We start from the raw sequence: 20,018 nt of genomic DNA, 5'->3' as shown, positions 1-20,018 counted from the left end.
GCAACCTCCGCACGCAAGTATTCATTCTCGCGCTTTAATTCTGCTAGGGTCTTTTCATTATCTGGTTTGTTTGTGATCATGGGCTTGCTCATGGCGCCTCTACCTTTATGTTTGGGAATGAGTCCAGACATACCATGAAGTCTATACGCTTTGTGCCAGTGGCTGATGAGCGCAGGTGAGCTGATGTTAAATTTGAGTGCCGTCTCAGACTGACTTAATCCTTGCGCTAACATGGCTATAATCACTTGGTATTTAAACTCGCTACTATAGTTAGCTTTGCTTGTCTTCGGCTTGATGGCATCTATACCACCGCTTTGGTATTGGTAAATCCACTTAGATACTATCTTTTTATCAAGTTTAAACTTCTTTGCTGTCGCGACGCCAGTATGTCCTCGCCTGTAGTATGCGATGATCTTGAGTTTAAAGTCTATGTTGTAACGCATAAAAATACCCCATAAGTTGTGTCCAACTTATGGGGGTCAGTTCATTTGGGTGGTTTTTTATTGACTAAAAATAAGCTTAAAGACTGTCGTTATAAGTACATGATTGTGGCAAATAAACAGCCTCTATATTACTACCGCAGCTCCATGATCCTGCACTAGCACGCAGCCACTCAATCTTTTTACCTGCCAATTTTGGGTGCACTTGTGTCGATATTGTCGCGGTGATACTAGTTGTCAATGTTAACGGGTTACTCATCTGTGCCACGCCCATATTATTAGGCAAAACTACCCCTACTTGTGAACCACCCACTATAAGGTTGGAAGCTGATGCGCGTGGATCACACTCATCAGTTCCTAATCCAATCACTGGCCTACCCGTCTGCAAACACTCTTCTACTGATAATCTCAGCTGCCCTAACTCATTTATCACTCTCGTAGCTTGTGTTTTGCCAATGTAAATCTGATACTGAGGTATCGCAAACGCTGCTAAAACTCCCATAATAGTGATAACCACCATTATCTCAATAAGAGTAAAGCCCGATTGCCGCATCAAGTGACGATTTTGGTTCGCTTTGAGAGAGGACATAGTTGTGATTTCAAATTATTAATATAAAGCTAATGGTGCACAGACTATGCCATCATAACTGTAAATACCATCAAAAAAACCAACCATGACAGATGGCTTTTTTAATGAGATGAATGGTTGGGTAGCTTATTATTCAGTCACTTATCTGCTTATATAACATCATTTTTACTTTGTTGCTGCCATCTACTCCCTCATTTGAGGTGCCATTGCTCAATAACCCCACGACGCTACCGTTGTCACTTATCGCGACCAATGAAGACAATCCCAATAAATTACCATCTCTATAATAGACCATTGGCAATGTTGAATTTGCCTGATAAGGTATCATGGCATATCCATAGCACTCTGCTATTTTGGTAAAATCGCACTGTGCTTTTTTGTCTATAGATAATACGTTTGGTGATGACTTGGTAACCATTTTATGGGCTTGCTGAGCAAGCTCAACAGCATTCCCAGATAAACCTGCTGCCGAAGCTAAACCTTCATAATCAAATGCTGTATAAATATTAGCAACGCCAGTAATGCCAGTTTCAACATAGTTATAGAATACCTCATCAGCCATTGCCGCATTCGATACAAAGCGTAAATCAGTATCTGCAAAATCGTATTGTTGCGCAATGATATCGGTATAGGGTTTATCCCCATTCAGTCGACTAATCACTTCTCCCAATAAGCAATATCCTAGATTAGAATAACTGGTTTTGCTATCAGGAGTAAAACCAAGGGTAATGTTATTAAGCGCCTGTAAATGATTGGGGCAAATATCCTTGCCAATGCCAAACATATCGTTACCAAACACACTATAACGGTCAAATCCTGCACGATGCGATAGTAATTGGCGAATGGTAATATCGCTAATACGTGCATCTTTTGGATTATTAATATCAGTTATGACATCAGCCAGCTTGGTATCTAGTGATAGTTTACCATCTCTAACTAACGATAGAATGGCATCTGCTGTCCATAACTTAGTCACACTGGCATAGCGAAAGCGCGTATCCTCAGTCACAGTGTCCGATATCAATGGATACTGTCCGACATAGCCATTCTCACAGTGATGAAGCTGACCTTGCGGATCAATATAAGCAATTTGATTGGCAGGGGCATTATTATTGCGAGTCTGATATTTTAAAATATCTGCTAGCCATGCTGGACTATTATCACTACAACTTATTTGGTGAACAGATAACTCAGCGCGTATTGGATAAGTTTTTAACCAAAGTAAGCTACGTGCTTGCGGGTTAGCATAGTAATAGCCACTTACTACCACCACAAATAGTAAAGTAACAATCAATAAAAAATCATATTTATTTAAATTTTGAAACATGGTTGATATTCTTTAAATAAAGATAACAATATATAAAAATTAGAATAAAAAAAAGAGACTATCAAAGTCTCTTTTTTATTCTAACATTAGCTCAACTAATCTTTTGAATTACAAACAATTATGAAGTAGTAGTAGCAGCAGGGCAACCATTTGATTCATATTTAGGTTCGACTGTAGTAGTACATGTCCAAGTACCTTCTCCACTACGTGCCCAAGTTACAGTCTCACCAGCGATAGCACCAGAAGCACTTTGACCAAATTCAGCTACGATAGAGGCTTCGTTGGTAGCCGCATCCATACTAACCGTTGGCATACCAGTATCAGGTGTGTTTGTTACAGCGGTGCCTTGTAGATTAGAAGCAGTCACACCTAATGAACATTCAGTAGAGTTAGCAGGATCACCAGTGTTAATGATGCTAGCTGTACGACCACTATTATAACAATCTTCTACCGCTGTCTTTAGGTTACCAGCCTCGCCTACTACACGGCTGACTTGTGATTTAGCAATGTAAGTCTGATATTGGGGAATAGCAATTGCCGCTAGAATACCGATAATAGCAACAACGATCATGAGTTCGATTAAGGTAAAACCTTTTTGAGCATTCATAGACTGATCCTTTAGATAATATGACAGTAGCGTAAGTAGCTGACTGACAGTGATAAATGTGTTTTTTCTCTTAACCTAAATGCTGCATATAATGTGCCAACACTAAAATCAATGTCATTTAACTTAAGAATCCTTCAATCAATACTAAAATCTGTCATTAAAAGTCTACTCCCACCTTTTTTTGTTATCAAAAGCAGTCAATGTTACACTTAAGCTACTAAAATTTGTCAGTTTGGTTTTTTTGATGACATAAAGTAATTGCTTATGACAATTTTTGTCAATATCTTTTATTTAAACTCTTTCTATCAGTTATTCCACTCATCACCACTACCGCAAACGCTGGCACGACACTTAACGCCTTGATAATTTAGGGTGAGGTTGCCGTCGCCATTCATTTGACTGCCCGATTGTGGCGTGGCAGTAATTGTCCATTTAGCAACGAGTGGATCAGTAATCGTAATGTCATAGAGTGCTTGCCCTTGAGGAGGATATGCTTTAGCAAAGTCAGTTTTCACTGTTGCACTGATATTACTATAACTGCCTTGTGCCAATTTTCGGCTTTCAATTTGACTGGCAATGTTTTGCATCTCACTCATCATATCGGTACGTTTGGTCTTGATGACGTACTGTTGATAACTGGGATAAGCAATTGCGGCAAGCACACCGATGATGGCGACAACAATCATCACTTCTATTAAAGTAAACCCTTCCTGCTTCGTGTGTAATGCTTTCGATCTTTTGGTAAAGACTGTCATTACCAGTTCTCCTTTCCAATACCACAATCAGTAGAAGCGATAGTAACCGTTCGGTCTTTGCTCTTGCACTGTACGCCTGTACTGCTGGTCATCAAGATAGAGGCGTTTGATCCTTCAAGGGAAGCATTTGGCTGTGCCAATATACGCCACGAATTACCTGCTGTAGAATAGCCCGTCCCTGCTGGTGCTAAGGTATTGCCTGTATTGCCATCTACTAACGTAATCAGATAACTAAAATTGGTATTATTACTGCCTTTTGGGACGTAAATGGTCTTGTTGTCTGCCGCATCATAAGCATAAGTGGCAGTCCCGTCAGATGCCAGCTTTTTAGGCCTAAAGCCTTTATAAGTCAACGCACTAGCACGCCAGCGATTGAGTTCTATCTCTAGTTGCTGCATGCTTGCCTGCGCTTGTGACTCAGCATTACGTACCACAAACTGACGATAAGATGGCACTGCAATAGCTGCCAAAATTGCCACTATCATAATGACCACCATCAATTCAATGAGTGTGAAACCTGACTGTTGCTTAAAACTCTGTATTCTCATATGGCTATCCCATCAGTCTGCTTCGTACCACGTTTTTGGCTGTAGCGTAAAACGGTCATTGTGTACCAAACTAGGGGCAGAACCACTACCAAGGATTTGATCAGCAGCTGTCAGATTTTGTGACACACCTTTCGAATCTTGTTTACTAGGATCATAGATACCTTTGTCACCATCAGTGCCAAAGTACACTCGATCATTCTGCAGTTCTGACAAGGTTCGTGTACCAATGAGCACGCGTAGATTGGAAAGACTGGAGCTAGCTGGTCCAAGCGTCAGCTCTTGAATACCTTTACCTGCTCTAACAAAACCAGCTGTACCATTCTTGGATTCGCCAGTACCTACATCATCCAAACAGATACCGTAAGGTAGACAGTACAGTTGTCGCTCTGACCCGCCAGTGATTCTGGCAGAACAAGAGTCAACAGCGCCATAGTTCATGTCTGGATTGTAGGCAGTGGTGTATAAAAAGCTATCAATAACCTCAGATTTGCCAATACCTTTGGTATATCTGACATTACCATAACCGTCAAACCGTGTAAGAGGATAATACCATCCTTGTTTTGTGCCTGCTTTCATCGTATCGATGACAGTATTTTTTTGGGCTCTCGTATATCCTGCATTCGTCAAAGTGCCGATAGCGGATGGTAATTCAGCCAGATTACTGCTTGCTGTATTATTCGCTGTTAAATTTACTATTCTCTGACCATTAATATTGGTTGAATCGGTGAAGTTGGGGGCGTAAAACACATTGTCAGGTCTGGTTACATCGCTGTCAATAATGCCATAGAGTCTATCTGCTTTACTGAGATCGCGTACCTTTGACAAAGGCGAGCTACGATCGCCTGAAATCACATTGACCATCGCAAACAAAGTATTGGTTATTGTATTACGATAAAAACTCACTACAGGGCGCTCATAAAAACGATGATTATACTTGGTATCAGCGCCAGTATAGGCACCTTGGAGAACTCGAGTCACTCTGGTATTGGTAAAGGAAGTTTGAGGCGATGATGGTGTTGCTGTCGCTGAAGGCATAACGAAGCCTGCATTGGTAAAATCTGCACGGAACAACTGACCGCCCAAGTCTGCAAAATAGATGTGATCCATAAAGCCATCGTTATCACGATCTAGCGTAGTAACACCCGCAACGATACTGTTGGTCATCGTAGGGACTGTCCTTGATGCACCAGAAGCACCAGATGCTGACCAGATTAGACTGCCATCCTGAGCATTGATAATATACACCGCGTTGCCTCTGGTTGACGATATATTTGAACAAGCGCCAAGTGCCGTGTCTGTCACCCCAACTTGAAAACCTTCATTTTCATAACACATATCATAGCCACCACCGAATATCAATACATCGGTCCCAGTATCAGTTGACCTGGTTTTTATTTTGGCTTTAGTAGGCTGTGACCAAATTTGTCCCATACGTGCAAATCCAGTAGTCGCCGGCGTAATAGTAAACATCATGTTAGGGTTGTCAGGATCATTGAGGTTGAGACCATAAAAAGCCTCACCACCCATACGTAGACCACCATAAGCATAAATACCTTGGTTACCTGATGTATCGATATTTACTCGCCTATTAGCAAAATCATACCTATAGTCAGCGCTGACCAACCAAGGTGCGTCAATACCAAATTCTGGCGACCCTATTTCGGGTTTGGTTGCCTCTTTAACGAGTGCCTCTGACTGACTACTATTTCTAAGCATTTCTCTAGGAATAATAACGAATCTTTCTCTGCCGCCATTATTAGCACCAGAATCAGAAGCATTGACCAGATGTAGTCCACCCTCTGTCGAGCCAAATAACACATAATCATCACGCGCTGCAGTGACTCGGCCATCATCATCTAACGTAGCCGAATACGATACCGAGGCAGGGGTAGAGTGTATCGTAGCACCGAGCACTTTAATAGGTTGAGTGGCGTTGGCACTGGTAAGCGTCATATCTTTGACACTTACCGTTGATGCTGGCAAGTTTTCAAACCCTAAAAAATTCAATAGCTTTCTTAGGGTTGCTTGATTATATGTGGCCGTATCATTAAAAGAAGTATCAGTTAATGCCTGGTTGTTTACCAATACTTTACCTGCACCACTCACGCTCACTCTTCTTAAAACAGGAGATTGATCCGTTTTACTTCTCCAATCTTCTACAAACAAGACTCTAGTTGAATTAACGCCAGTGCCAGTGTCAGGCGTATTTAATTGCGAGTAGAACCCACCAGACTCTACCTTATCATTAGCTCCGGGATAGTTTTGATCTGACCAAAAGTCTTGTGCAGCTGGATTTAGCTCGCCTGCTACGTTTCTAAAGAGCCTTGTATTATTTCTACCAAAGAGAGTCCTGTCATTGAGGCGATACTTTTTCATATTACCCTCCCAAATCACTGAATTTTCAGCGACTTTAGGTTGTAATGTTGGATAATAAGCGACAGCAAGCTGACTGTCAGCACGATAAGGATCATCTGGAATGATGATAGTACCTGAAGGCGTAGACGGTAACGTTTGATTCAAATCACTAACAAAGGTGATGATACTATTGACGATGTCTTCCGTGGACTGCGCTGAATAGAAGCCGCCTTCACCGAAGCCGCCTACCCCTGGCAATTCCGTTGTTGCTTTTTCACCCCAATTACAGGCATTTCTAGCATCAATATTCGAGATATTTGCACAGTTATAAAAATCACGATTGGCCGTAACACCGGTTTTTGGATTAGTATAAGGTAGGTTACGAATGATTCGATTCCCTACAGGCTTATCAGCATCTATCGTTCTATTGACGTCAAATATTGAACCAAAACCAACCACAGCGGTATAGACTTCTTTGTCTGTTCCTAATGGATTAATTGTCGGATCACGTAGGGCTTTAGCAAAAGCGCCTACTTCTGGCATACCACTACTAGCTTGACTCCCATTCGGTAAGGTTGTAGATGGTACGCTGAATGATGAAGAACCTAAAGCCGATCTCATTAAGGGTAAAGGAGTAGGAGAGCTGTTTGGCTCACCATCGGTCAAGAAATAGATCCCCCGACCGTCGCAGCTAGAAGCTGATGACAAAGGGCTAACATAATTGCTACCAGATTTTGCATTTGATATAGAATTGGCAAAACCACTAAAGCCCCACGCTTCTGCACTTTGGGTTAAATCTCTTACTAGACAGTTGTTATTAGTGTATATGCCACATCTTCTAGTCGTATAGCCACTTGAAGACATCGTTATAGTAGTGCTCGTAAGCCCGCTACATCTAGATATATCGGTAGTCTCATTCCAAGAATTACACACGCGATATGAGTTGGTTCCCACGTTTACAAATGATTCTCTTGGACGTGTAATAGAAGTAGAGGTATTCTTGCCTAACATATAGGCACCGACTTCTGCATAAGCATTGGCTGTCGGTGTGCCATTCTCGCCTGTTAATGCCGCGACCGCTCGTCTAATATCAGCGCGCTGTGTCGGATCAACTAACTTAGCGGGTACAACGATCTTACCACTAGTACCATCAGCCCCTATATAGGTATTACTATTATTGCTTTGTGTTGAAAATTGCCCAATACCAATGGCGACTTTTTTGGGGTCTAGTTTAGGATTGTCCATTAGCGAAAAAATGGCGTCTTTTAGTCTTGTCAGGCGATCATAAGATTTAGCGTTTTCTGTAAAATAATAAGTATTACCGCTATTCGTCCCAGCTTGCAATCCAGTGGTTGTTGGTCTTGCTATCTCAGTAGCACACTCTGTCGTTCCGAAATTAAAACTTCCTGAACCATCACTCGCGCCGCAGCGATACCATCGATTATCGGTTAGCCGATAAAAAAACTTTCTTGTTTCACAATATCTTCTATCGTAACTAGGTGTCGTTAAAGATTTCTCAGTACCTACTCCATTAGAAGAAACACCTGAAGGTAAGTCGCAAGCCCCTGTCGTAACATTGGCTGCCATACTGCCAGACGTATCTAACATCATGGTGATCGTCGTCTTACCACCTTCAGCTGCTTTATAAATTTCTAAATCACCGATTCTTTTACCAGCCACATCGGCCTGTGCCATGGTTGTGGCTATTACTGATGCCATGATGACAACTAAATGTTTTAGTGGGACGCCAACTTTATGAGTGGTTGGTAATACATTGTCAAAACGTCTCATGACATCTGTCCTTATATGAGATAAAAATAATCAGCAAGCTTTTAAGGTGTTGATGGTGAAAACATGCATTGTGGATTTATCGGACCTTTACCAAAAGGAATACAGATAGTGGTAGAAGAAACGTTTTCAACTTCCGCTTGCTCATATAGCATTTTACTGGGTGTACTTGCTTGCAATAGACACTCACTCAATGATTGGTTGCCTGTTAACACATTCGATTTTATGCTGGTTTGTTCAAAGCATTTGGTACTACCTACTTTAGGTTCATTGTAAGCAGGCAGAGCAGAGGTTGCTCGAACGTCAAACTTATATTTTTTACTGGTTCTATCTTCAATCTCTTTACCAATAACCATATGTCCGAATCTTTCTGCATTAGGATCAGGCGGCGTAAGGCTGACACTCATTTGCGTCATGACAGTCTGTCTAGCGCTTGTATAGCCATTTGCATTGGTATAATCGCAAATGCCATTATTTAGACTATCAATATAACCACCTGAAACATCTTTTACTGTTGCATTTGCTTTCACGTACGTTTGGGTACGCGGATTAAAGCAGTAGATAAATTCGTTAGTTGCACTCTTTTCATCTAATAAAAAATGACCAAACACACCTGAGAAGCTGGTTGCATCTTCATACTCTTTAGATGACGGATTTCCATTAATCATCATCTCTAACCTTTGATTGGCACTGTCTGAGGATTGTAATAAGACAGTATTAATCTGATCACTAGTAGCAATCTTTAGATCTGTGTTACTTTGTCTAACCGCTATGGCGCCTGCCAACATAATGAGCACTAAAAATAGTAAGACCACTATCAGAGTTGCACCTTGCTCAGTGCTTCGATATGCCTGATTGATACTAACAATTTTTTTTGCTTGGCTTGATAGATATCGGTAGTGAATCATCTGTAGTCTCCTTACTTAAGGTGATAAGCTAGTACTCACGCTTACCACACGGGCATTACGCAGTAATGTGGTAGTCTCATAACTCGTACGCACCTGTTTGCTGCGACTGGTATCCGTTTTTAATACGTTGCTCTGACCTAGTAGAGTGAATGAGGTTTGATCCTCACTACCGATAACAGGCGTTGACCCATGGACAATTAATCCCATCTTCACAGCCGTGATAGCTGGTCTATCAGCAGTGATAGCAAGATAAGCACTACTTGGTAAATACATGGTTCTTCCTACACTAGCACCTCTAGTATACTGTACGCCCAATAGCACTTTAAACTGATCCGCATTGACTATCAGCTCTTGACCTGCCTGCCCAAATTGACGTGAATCCGTTGCTGGCATTGTATTGTCTATTCCACCCGCTCTATTGACACGTCCGGCGTCACAGGCCAATACTAGACTTTTTATCGCACCAGCACCTGTATCGCCTGTTACTTGACGTAAAAAATAACGCTCAATAATAATATCGTTGACAGCGGCCTCTGCTCCTTCGCAATCTCTTATTGGAGCGCCTGTAATATTGGTATATTGGATAGTCAGCTGATCGCTATTGGTATTGGTGTTTGATATACCTGACCATCCATTAGAGCCAACCGAGGTATCTCCTGCTCGTCTTGTCAGATAGCCTGTATTTGGGTAAGGAGTAGGTGTCACTGGAACGCCAATATTAGGACCTGTTAACACAATGCCTCCGTTGACTGTGGTGCTATCAATTTGCGTGCTAGGATTACCAAGATTTGCTAAGCGTACTTTTCTTTCTAGCTGCTGCAAACCAAAGACACTGGCATCCTGCAACTCACTACCACTGGCTTGAATACTACTGGTCTTTACGTTAATTAAGTAGACTTGGATAACAGCAGCAGACACGATCAAACCAAGCACCAAAGAAATCATGAGTTCTATGAGTGTAAAACCTGCTTGGTAGTTAGCACTACATCTATACGGGTTATTAGATGACATCAGTACGCCTCCATAATAAAGCACTCTGCGCCATTTTTATAAGTACCATCTGCATTGGCACAAGCATTTGGTGCCGTATCGTCTAATTGAACTGTTGTGTTACCCCAACTTGCAACAAAACACTGACGTCGATCCGATGTACCTGGACAGCCATTAGGTATCATGCCCATATTAATATCATTAGCAGCGCCATACGACTTTATCAGTAGCCCATCACGTGTCGCCAACTGGTTGATTGTACAGCTTGCTGCTGCCGCAGGGGCTGCATTTGTATTCTGCACACAGCTGTCTTTTGTAATGGCATTGCCATCGATAGTGACAGAGCTTGAATCTCCATTTAGCGCTGTTCTAAAAGCATTACTGCCTGTAGGGTTGGCGCGTATCGCCTCCGCCCCTCCTCTCATAATAGTCAAAGAACGAGTGCGCATTAAGCTCTCGTCTGTCGCTTTTATGGCGGTCATTTGCATAGCACTAAACCCTAGTACTGCAACCGCAAGCAATAGTAATGCAACCATTACTTCTATGAGACCTACACCTTCCTGTGTGGTTTTAAGCTTCATCAACAGCTCCCCGCATTTGTCGTATCAACATTGCCAATACGACTAAGACTCACTTGTCTAGGTGTCTCGTTATTAGAACCACTATCGCAGATGGCATAGAGTACTGTTGCACCATTAGCTATTGTTTTATCAGGTCGAAAGACAATACTATTGACACCAGATGGGGAAATGGTTTGGGTAACACCGCTTTTATTATTGATATTGTAACTAGCTATATTGTTACTATTGGCTCGTAGCGTTAATGTCTTAGGTGTCGTAGTGGCATTATATATAACTTCGACATTTTGACGACGAATGATGCTCTCTACCTTGGCTTCTTTTAGCGCATTAGCAAGCATTGCAGCTGTCGACTTCACGCGCTGATTGGCCAATTGTGTACTAATATTGGGCGCGGCAATACTGACAATAATGGCAAGTACAGCAATCGTTACCATCAGCTCTATCAGGGTAAATCCTGCGCTGGTCATGCGTAACTTGAGTGGTAAATTATTTACAGATGCGTTCACATCAGATCCCTATTGATAACTGCCATTGTCTGTCTAGTATTGATTTAAAAATCATAATGAATATCTTGTATTTTCAGATCATTGAACCGCATTTTTACCTATATGTCTTGAATACCATGCAATTTTTGTTCCATGCTATTTATCAACCTCTTCATGCGAAAATAACAGCTACATCAAAATAATACTCACTCTCTAGAACCATGTATTTCTACTGATTTTTTATCATTTGGTAAACTATTTTTTAGGCGCTAATAAATTGATATATGTCATTTTAACAATATAGCGTTAAGGTAACACGTTAGCAACATAATAATGATTGCTAACCGACAAAGCTAGATATTATGACTGGCTACCATGCGCCAATGCATAGGCAGACAACAGATATTGATGCGAGACATGATGGTCAGTCGTGAGCGAGCCAGTAGATTCGCCATATAGAGCACGCGACAACGCTTGTAAACTCGCGCCTGTCGTTGCAACGTCGTCGAATAGTAGCAAGCGCTTGACGGGTGGTTTTTCGACCAACGCAAACGCATTATCTAAATTACGTAAACGTTCGGCACGGGTCAGTCCTTGCTGGCTGAGGGTGTTATCAATACGTTTTACGCCATGCCAAAGTGGAATCTGCCAATGCTTAGATAGCTGCACGGCTAAAATACTGACAGGATCGAATCCGCGTTTGACCAATCGTTGCTCGGTGGTCGGCATAGCGATAATGACACTGTTATCAGAGTGGCAGCCATGAGGACGTGGTAATTGGCGTAAGACATGTAGCAACAATGGCAGCTTAGTCATATCTTCATGGTGTTTAAACGCGCGAGTGGCTTGACGTATTGGATAGTCGTAATAGGTAGCGGCCTGAATAGACAGAGCCGTGCCAGCAGCAATATCGACCTCAAAGGCTTCTGGAAGCCATGCAATACTATGGTGGCAGTGCGCACAGAGCAGCCCGCTATTTAGACGTTGAGCGATTTTTTGGCGAATATTAAGGAATCGTAAATGGTGAGCTGGCAAAATCTGAGAGTGAGACATGCTACGAAAGACACGGCACAGCTGGCAGCGTATATCGACATACTCTGCCAGCCACAATCCGGTTTGATAAGGAGCTAAACGGCGCATCATATATTTGACGTGTTAAGACGATTAAAAGCCCTTAAAATCATTTAAGACAATACCGAAGCCGATAGATGTGTTTTCGTGGTTATAATCAATGATTGATTCGCCATAACCTTGGAACAACTGCACATAACCATTAACGTTTTCTGTCAAAGGATACACATAATCAATTTGCGCCGCGCCTTTATTGGTACCGGGATTATAACGCAACGTGCCGCTCAGGCTTTTTTGATTTGGCAGGTCATACAAGAATTTGACGTCACCATATCCCATATAATCTTCGATATCTGGGTTGTCCTCACTGTCACTACTTTCGTTATTGACTCGAGCCCACAGACGCGGTATCACTGATAGCTTGCCCCACTCCGCACCTGCCATCAGATAGGCACGGTTCCATGAACGTGATAATGGATCACTTTGTCCGTTAGAATGATGAATCGCCCCTGCACCCAACATACGCAAGCGACCACCAAAGGGTAGGTCTGCCGACACAGGCTGCGTCAAAAATATTTCGGGCTGGTAGTCGGTCGCACGGAATGGACGTGATTTATCTTCGTTATACACCTGCCAATGCGACTCTTGCGTATAACCAAACCACAAATCGGCACTGGTATCAAACAAATCTTCTGCCACTTTAGTCTTTAACGACAGCTGAAATTTCAGCTCAGTATTACGTATGTCATTAGAATCAAAAGACTCCGTTTCTTGTGACGGTGAACTGGGATCTAAATTGGGATCAAAAGTATAAAACAATGGCAATATATAGGTCGGGCGATAAGGTCTTACCGTCCAAGTCCCGCGCTCACTGTTTTTATCAAGATCATAGGCCAAACTAAGCGGTGTATATTTTTCAATATCCGCCTGAGTAACACCGATATCTTCTAATACCTGCGCTTCTCTTTGGGTCAGCCCAATCGTGTCTAAACGTTCAGTATCTGCTGGTTGACTTGCAGCCGAGCCCGTCGCGGTATCATCAGCACTGACAATAGTGCTACTCTCATCTACAAAAACCACTTGAGGATTGCCCGTTATGGTCGTTCTAAATGTTTTTGCCAAATCTACCGACTGCTTGGGCGCTGTATAACTTGGTATCTCATCTTGAGCAGCGACTTTATCAAAGCAAGCCAAACGCGCAGCACTGGTCTGCACTTGCGTACACTCAAAAAACAATCTTGCTTGTTCGGCAACAAAATTTTCATTAACCATTTGAGGCTTTTTTGCCGCTCTATTAACGGCTGTATTAACATTTACTGACGGCTCGTTAATAGCCAGTGCCGCATCATCACTTTCATACTCAAACGCAGCGTCTGGTACAGGCAATTCATTATAAGTCTGGGCATTATTAGCAGCTTGAGCTTGTCCCATAAAACAAGTCAAAGCTATCCCAACGGCGATCGTCAAGTAATGCTTATTCATTTGAGGTAAGATGGTTTTTCGGTGCGCTTCGATAAGCGGAGTAGACGGGCGCTGTAGAGCAATATGGGAAAGCATAGATGTCCTTTGTCTAACTGACATCATTGTCAGCAGAGTATGTAGGCTAATGAATATGACCAGTAACGCCATTGCTAAAATAGGATAAAAGCTCAAATAAAATCAATGACATTTAGACATAAAAGGCAGTCATTACCGTGGGTAATGCGTCTTCAACATTGTTGCTTTATTGTAATGAAAATATGCGTAGGATACTAGCGTTATCGCTATATAATACCAACGAAAATGAACATAAGTAATGTTAGAGCAAGTGCTTAGTACAGAGACTATAAATAGAGTTTAGTGAAACTAAAAGAGCCAACGTACTACTGTTATAGTACGTTGGCTCTTTTACAGCATGATAGGCAATCCACTTTAAAACAATATAGTGCGACAAACTGATTGTTTCGTTACGTCTCAGTTATTAAGTGTTGTCAACGTCTGCTCAAACTCTGAACGCCCGATTTCACCTACTTGTTGGGCAACCAGTTGACCGTTTTGGTAATACAGCAACGCTGGTGGCCCAAATAACTGATAGCGCGCTAAGATGGCTTTTGAATCGGCGGTCGTTTCTGTGATATCAAGTTTCACTAATTGCCAATCCTGCATTTGTGCCGGACGATTATGAAATAAATTCTTATCCATGATACGGCATTCAACACACCAGTCAGCGGTCAAATCGACAATCACTTTCGGGTTTTCAGCGACAATAGCATCTAGCTCGGCAAGCGTGGTGATGTTTTTATCTGTGGCACTACTATTTGTTATCGGCTGGCCATTAGTCGATTGCACCATCGGTGCGGCGCTCAATGACGCGAGCGGATGTAGACTGTCATCATTACCCAGTGCCGCTCCCACGATCAAACACACTGCCCAAATACCTGCGATAAGACCTAACGCTTGGGTAAGCATACGACCTTTGCCCAGCCAGCTCCATGCCCATATGGCAACGACCATAAACCATAGCGCCCATACCATCAGCATCACGGGTGAGATAAAGACCCGTTCAATCAATAGTAGCGCAACGGCAAACAGCAATAAGGCAAACCCTTGCTTGACCCAATTCATCCACTCGCCTGCTTTGGGCATGATCTTGCCTTGGGTAGCACCAATCAAAATAAGCGGCGCTGATAGACCAAAACCAAGCATGAATAATGCAGCAAAACCTAGCAACGGACTGCCAATCGTCGATACTGCCAGCAGTGCCCCAAATAATGGCGCAGAGACACAAGGTGATACCACCAACGCTGACAAGAAACCAGCGATTAAACTACCGCCTGTACTACCCAGCTTGCTATCACCCGCTTGGCTCAGGCCTTGCATTCTACTGCTGATGGCGCGGGGCAAATGGACACTAAATACCCCCAGCATATATAATGCCAGTAGCACAAAAACGATGGCAAAGCTGATGAGGATAATAGGGTTTTGCAACCAACCAATAATGCCTAGTGACTCACCAAACACCGCAATGACAGCGCCCAAAATACCATAAGCGGTAGCAACACCGATGGCATAGCTGGTGGTTAAAATAACACCGCGTTTCACCGTTGGGTTTTTTTCACGGGCAACGATGTTGGCAACGATCGGCAGCATCGGTAATACGCATGGTGTCAACGCTAAGCCCAACCCTGCCAAAAACAACAATACCAATGCCAGCCAAGGATGTGATGCCAAGCCAAATGGATCACTATCGACGACATTATTGGCAGCGGCAACTTCATTGGTCGCAGTATCACCTACTGCCGTAGCACTTGCTCCAGAAATCGTATTGGTAACAATCGAGTCGTCATCTATCAAGGCATAATCAATCACCTCGTCATCTGATTCTGCTGGCTGTGTTTCAGACGCGAGATCGTTCGCAGCTGATGTCGTCGCAGTACTTGTAGCAGACTGAGGATTATTGACCAGCGTGTCGTCGCTAGTGACAGAGTTTTGAGACATAGAGTTTTGAGCAGCATCACTGGCAGTATTTGCCGCAAGGGGTTGCGAGGTAGCAGCGATATTGACCGTGGTATTAATTTTTTCAGGCGGATAGCAGAGTCCGGCTTTGGCACAACCTTGCCAACCGATGACCACCGCGACATTGTCCATGCTTTGACTACTGCGATTGGTCAACGTGGTGGTTGCAACCATATTCCTTTGGCCAAACACCGGTACTTGCCCAAAGGTTGGGTCATCAATGGATACTGGCGACTGACTAAACGTAAAAGGCGCTGCTGTCACGCCAGCTGGCAAAGTCAGCTTGAGCTGATTTTTATAAACATAATGCTCAGGTGTAATATCAAAGTTAATGGCTAAGCGCGTACCCGACGTGGTGGCCTTGCTGCTAGTACTAACTTGAAACGCTTTATCTACTGGCAAAAATTTTGTTTGCGCGGTGCTTTGATCGTTACCAAACAGATCGCCTAATCCTGCTGCCTGCGTCGTCATTGACGTGGCCATCACTCCTGTAGCGACCAATGCTGGTAGCAACGAGCTGCCAGTCAAAGCAAGTGCCAATAGATAAGAATTTTTAGAACGACGATTGACCGTTAGCGAGGAGATTTTTTCTATTGGCTGAATGGACATAAAGGGCTACCTATTTATTGCTAACATTCTATGTAGTACGGATATTCGAGTCGATTTATTTCTAGTCGACACTAAATAAAGTGGATACATTATATTCCGACACTGAACTGATATAAATTTTTCTGGCTTGCTGTGCCTTTGCTGCCAGAAGCGGCGAAACGTCTCGTTTAAAGTTAAGCATTCCAGTCCCGCTGACTCTTTTTTATATTGATCTGACCATAGTGTTTATTTGCGTGTTGCAGCGATGTTAACCGTGGTTTTGATTTTCTCTGGTGGATAGCACAGTCCTGCTTTTGCACAGCCTTGCCAACCAATCACAATCGGAGCATTCTTTGCGCCTTTGCCATTATTAGTAGTCAGTGTGGTGGTGGCTACTACATTTCTTTGGGTAAAAACAGGCACTTGCCCAAAGGTCGGGTCATTAATGGAGACGGGCGACTGACTGAACGTAAATGGACTGGCCTTCAAACCCTTAGGGAAACGTAAAGTAAGCTGATCTTTATAGACATAATGACCGGGCGTAATGTTAAAGGTAATCAATAGCTGCGTGCCTTTAGCCGTCGCTCTGGTGATGCTGCTCACTTGAAACGCTTCATCGACTGGTAAAAACTTTGACTGCCCAGCGCCCTTATTGCCAAACAGTTCGTTCAACCCTGCCGCTTGGGCACTGATAGGAATCATGGATAAACCCGTCAGCAACGAGGCATTCATCATGACAAATGCAAGCACACAAGACTTTTTGCTAGCGCGTTTATTGAGCACGGCTGATTTTGATATGAGCATTTTAATAAACATGAGTGACTGCCTCTTGATTGTTTTTATTTATTGATAAAAAATATCAACCAATAAAGCATTTATTGGTTGATAATTAACGATGAATAGCAGGGCTTTTATTGACAAAAATTCTATATATCAAACACCCAGTCATGACTCATGGATTCATGACTCATAAAACCGACGCTTATAATTGTGCATATATATCAGCATCTTGGCCTTCACCGCCTTGCTGACCATCCGCTCCTAATGAAAATAAATCATAAGGTCGACCTTCGCTACCTGGTGCCACATATTGCATCTCATTTTCCCAACCATCTGTGGGATAGCCACCTTTAATGTAACCACCGTCCGGATAGTTTTTGGCATCGGCAGGCGGCGTAGTCAATGCTTCAAGACCTTGAGTAGTGTTTGGATAACGTGAATTATCTACCTTGTACATATCAAGCGCGTTTGACACGGTAGCAAGCGCGGTCTCAGTGGTTTTAACGCGAGCCTTATCACTTTGTCCCACGACTTTTGGTACAACCAAACCTGCTAGGATAGCCAAAATTACAATGACCACCATAATCTCAATGAGGGTAAATCCTGACTGGCTAGCTTGGCCTACTGATCGGCGCTGCACAGGAACTGCTTTACAGCGACTCGCGTTGTTGGGAATCACGTTATTTGCCTGAAGTTTGGCATGATTAATACTGCTTTTTGGCATCGTATTTACTGAAATTGTGTCAATCATAGTCATCGCTTTTGTCATCACGGTTATGTAAATAGTAAAAGTGGCGTTTATGTCGCATTCAGCAGCGACCTATTAATAAGTATTAAAGCGATGATCACTATAAACCATGGTTTTATTTTTATCCAGCGATGCCAATAGATTGTTAGCGATGTCCATATTCAACAGGCGTTAACGTTTATGATAATTATGAAAGGCAACTTTTAGAAATGTAGGTTTTGATTAGCGCTTACTATAGCGTGATGGTTGTGCGTGACATAGTAAAAAAGCGATCCAGTCAAAAATCTACTACAGTAAGCAAATCTTAAGAAAGCTAGCGCAAGGTTTAGCAAGATAGGTGTTATAGAAGGAGGTAAGATACGGTAGACAATTCTAATTTTGGGATTGCTATCACATATATCCGATCTAGCTTAAAAATAATGTGGCGCGGCTGAGGCAAATTTTATAAAGCCTCTGTCTGCGAAGGCACAGTAAGCGAGGAAAATTTATCTCAGCAAAGTGCCATGTAGGATGTATTTATTTTGAACTGGCTATATAAAGTATTTACGAACTATCAGCTAGCCAGCCAAATCATTCATATTGACAATGGGCAGCATTACCGCCATCACAATAATCATTACCACCACCCCCATCAACACGAGCATCAAAGGCTCAAGTAATGACAGCAACGTACTGATGAAATTGGTGGCTTCTGCTTCTTGCATGTTGGCGGCTCGGCTAAGCATGTTTTCAAGCTCGCCTGAGTTCTCACCACTTTTAATCATTTGTACCATCATTGGTGGAAAGTAGGTAGATTTTTCAAGTTGGCTAGACAAGCTTGAACCTTCCGTCACTCGATCGGCAGCGGTAATGATGGTTTGCTTGATGTGTAAATTGGTCGCCACTGCAGCGCCAATATGCAACGCCTCAATCAAAGGCACGCCTGAGCGTACTAAGATGGCAAGTGTGCTGGCAAAGCGTGCGGCATTTAGTCCTTTAGACAATCGTGCCAATATGGGTAATTTAAGCACCATACTGTCTATTGCCAATTTGCCTGCATTGGTCTGAGCAAAGCGATAAAATAATAACGCTGTCCCTGCTAATACCAACAGCATCAACCACCACCACTGGGTAATGAGATTTGACAAAGCAAGCACGATTTGGGTAATCAGCGGTAGTGCTTGCTCCGATTGCTCAAATACCTTAACGATTTTGGGCACGACAAAACTCATCAAGCCCATAATCACCGCGACTGCCATCACCATCAGCACAATGGGATAGACCATTGCACCTTGGATTTTCTTTTGTAGCGCAAAGCGGTTTTCGGTGTAATCTGCCAACTGGTTAAGGATTAAGTCTAAATGTCCTGACTTCTCCCCCGCCGCAATCGTCGCAATATAAAGAGGCGGAAAACTGGCGGCTTGCTGTAAAGCGCGTGCTAAACTTAATCCTTCTAGGACGTGTGAGCGCACGGCAAGCATTAAAGATTTGATGTGAGTTTTCGGGGATTGTTTGGCAACCGCTGCTAATGTTTCCTCTAGCGGAATGCCAGCGGCAAGTAATACAGACAACTGGCGCGTGAGTAACGCCAACTCATAGGCAGATGGTTTTTTGTAGCGGCTTTTGTTTTGACTTTGTCGATCGTTGACTGCGCTGACTTCAACGGGCGTCCATTGTTTGTCACGCAGTTGCTGGCGTACTTGCCGCGCAGAGTCACCTTCGAGCACGCCTTTTTGGACGCCACCATGATCGTCGAGCGCTTTGAAATGATAAGCGGGCATGGCAGCATATATCCTAAGGTAATCAAAGATAGAGGATTATAAATCAAGTGCTTATAGTTGATACTAAATAAAGTGGATACGCTATATTATAATGCGAGACTGGTACAAATTTTTCTTGCTTGCTGTGCCGTTGCAGCTCGATGCTACGAAACTTCTCGTTAAAGATAAGCATCCCAGTCCCGCTGACTCTTTTTCATATTAAA

The 20,018-nt window shown here is 42.9% G+C and carries 17 protein-coding genes; all 17 read right to left on the bottom strand.

All coding sequences use genetic code 11. The annotated features are described in order from the left end of the window. Positions 1-443, bottom strand: a 443-nt coding sequence (locus JMY02_RS10825) for a helix-turn-helix domain-containing protein (RefSeq protein WP_201598082.1), incomplete at its 3' end; no start/stop codon positions are given. Between the two features lie 76 nt (positions 444-519). Further along, positions 520-1,029, bottom strand: coding sequence for a pilin (locus JMY02_RS10820; RefSeq protein ID WP_201598080.1), 510 nt, complete (start codon positions 1,027-1,029; stop codon positions 520-522). 133 nt (positions 1,030-1,162) lie between these two features. Then, positions 1,163-2,356: a serine hydrolase domain-containing protein gene (locus JMY02_RS10815; protein ID WP_201598077.1), complete on the bottom strand. Its 1,194-nt coding sequence runs from the start codon at positions 2,354-2,356 to the stop codon at positions 1,163-1,165. 118 nt (positions 2,357-2,474) lie between these two features. Next, a complete protein-coding gene (locus JMY02_RS10810) occupies positions 2,475-2,963 on the bottom strand; it encodes a pilin (protein ID WP_201598075.1) in 489 nt (162 codons plus the stop codon). 305 nt (positions 2,964-3,268) lie between these two features. Next, positions 3,269-3,718, bottom strand: coding sequence for a type IV pilin protein (locus tag JMY02_RS10805; protein WP_201598073.1), 450 nt, complete (start codon positions 3,716-3,718; stop codon positions 3,269-3,271). After that, a complete protein-coding gene (locus JMY02_RS10800; RefSeq protein WP_201598072.1) occupies positions 3,718-4,266 on the bottom strand; it encodes a type IV pilin protein in 549 nt (182 codons plus the stop codon). Before JMY02_RS10800 ends, JMY02_RS10805 begins: the two co-directional genes overlap by 1 nt. Positions 4,267-4,278: 12 nt before the next feature. Next, entirely contained in the window at positions 4,279-8,412 is a 4,134-nt protein-coding gene (locus tag JMY02_RS10795) for a pilus assembly protein (RefSeq protein ID WP_227678480.1), read from the bottom strand. Between the two features lie 41 nt (positions 8,413-8,453). Further along, on the bottom strand, positions 8,454-9,317 hold the full coding sequence (locus JMY02_RS10790) for a pilus assembly protein PilX (RefSeq protein ID WP_201598071.1): 864 nt from the start codon (positions 9,315-9,317) through the stop codon (positions 8,454-8,456). Between the two features lie 15 nt (positions 9,318-9,332). Next, positions 9,333-10,328: a PilW family protein gene (locus JMY02_RS10785; protein ID WP_201598070.1), complete on the bottom strand. Its 996-nt coding sequence runs from the start codon at positions 10,326-10,328 to the stop codon at positions 9,333-9,335. Next, positions 10,328-10,888, bottom strand: coding sequence for a type IV pilus modification protein PilV (gene pilV, locus JMY02_RS10780; RefSeq protein WP_201598069.1), 561 nt, complete (start codon positions 10,886-10,888; stop codon positions 10,328-10,330). Before pilV ends, JMY02_RS10785 begins: the two co-directional genes overlap by 1 nt. Then, positions 10,888-11,394: a pilus assembly FimT family protein gene (locus tag JMY02_RS10775; RefSeq protein WP_227678479.1), complete on the bottom strand. Its 507-nt coding sequence runs from the start codon at positions 11,392-11,394 to the stop codon at positions 10,888-10,890. Before JMY02_RS10775 ends, pilV begins: the two co-directional genes overlap by 1 nt. A gap of 339 nt (positions 11,395-11,733) precedes the next feature. Further along, positions 11,734-12,516, bottom strand: coding sequence for a ComF family protein (locus tag JMY02_RS10770; protein WP_227678478.1), 783 nt, complete (start codon positions 12,514-12,516; stop codon positions 11,734-11,736). A gap of 21 nt (positions 12,517-12,537) precedes the next feature. After that, positions 12,538-14,001 (bottom strand): phospholipase A, encoded by a 1,464-nt coding sequence (locus JMY02_RS10765; protein WP_201598068.1) that lies wholly within the window; start codon positions 13,999-14,001, stop codon positions 12,538-12,540. A gap of 396 nt (positions 14,002-14,397) precedes the next feature. Next, positions 14,398-16,548, bottom strand: coding sequence for a protein-disulfide reductase DsbD (gene dsbD, locus JMY02_RS10760; protein WP_201598066.1), 2,151 nt, complete (start codon positions 16,546-16,548; stop codon positions 14,398-14,400). 225 nt (positions 16,549-16,773) lie between these two features. Further along, positions 16,774-17,343, bottom strand: coding sequence for a protein-disulfide reductase DsbD domain-containing protein (locus JMY02_RS10755; RefSeq protein WP_201598059.1), 570 nt, complete (start codon positions 17,341-17,343; stop codon positions 16,774-16,776). A gap of 166 nt (positions 17,344-17,509) precedes the next feature. Next, positions 17,510-18,031, bottom strand: coding sequence for a type II secretion system major pseudopilin GspG (gspG, locus tag JMY02_RS10750; RefSeq protein ID WP_201598094.1), 522 nt, complete (start codon positions 18,029-18,031; stop codon positions 17,510-17,512). A gap of 581 nt (positions 18,032-18,612) precedes the next feature. Further along, the gene (gene gspF, locus JMY02_RS10745) at positions 18,613-19,815 is read right to left on the bottom strand and encodes a type II secretion system inner membrane protein GspF (RefSeq protein ID WP_201598057.1); all 1,203 of its coding nucleotides are present in this window, start codon (positions 19,813-19,815) and stop codon (positions 18,613-18,615) included. Between the last annotated feature and the right edge of the window lie 203 nt (positions 19,816-20,018).

This window comes from Psychrobacter vallis (genome assembly GCF_904846715.1).
Classification (GTDB): Bacteria; Pseudomonadota; Gammaproteobacteria; order Pseudomonadales; family Moraxellaceae; genus Psychrobacter; species Psychrobacter vallis.
This window is presented reverse-complemented; position numbering and strand designations above follow the sequence as displayed.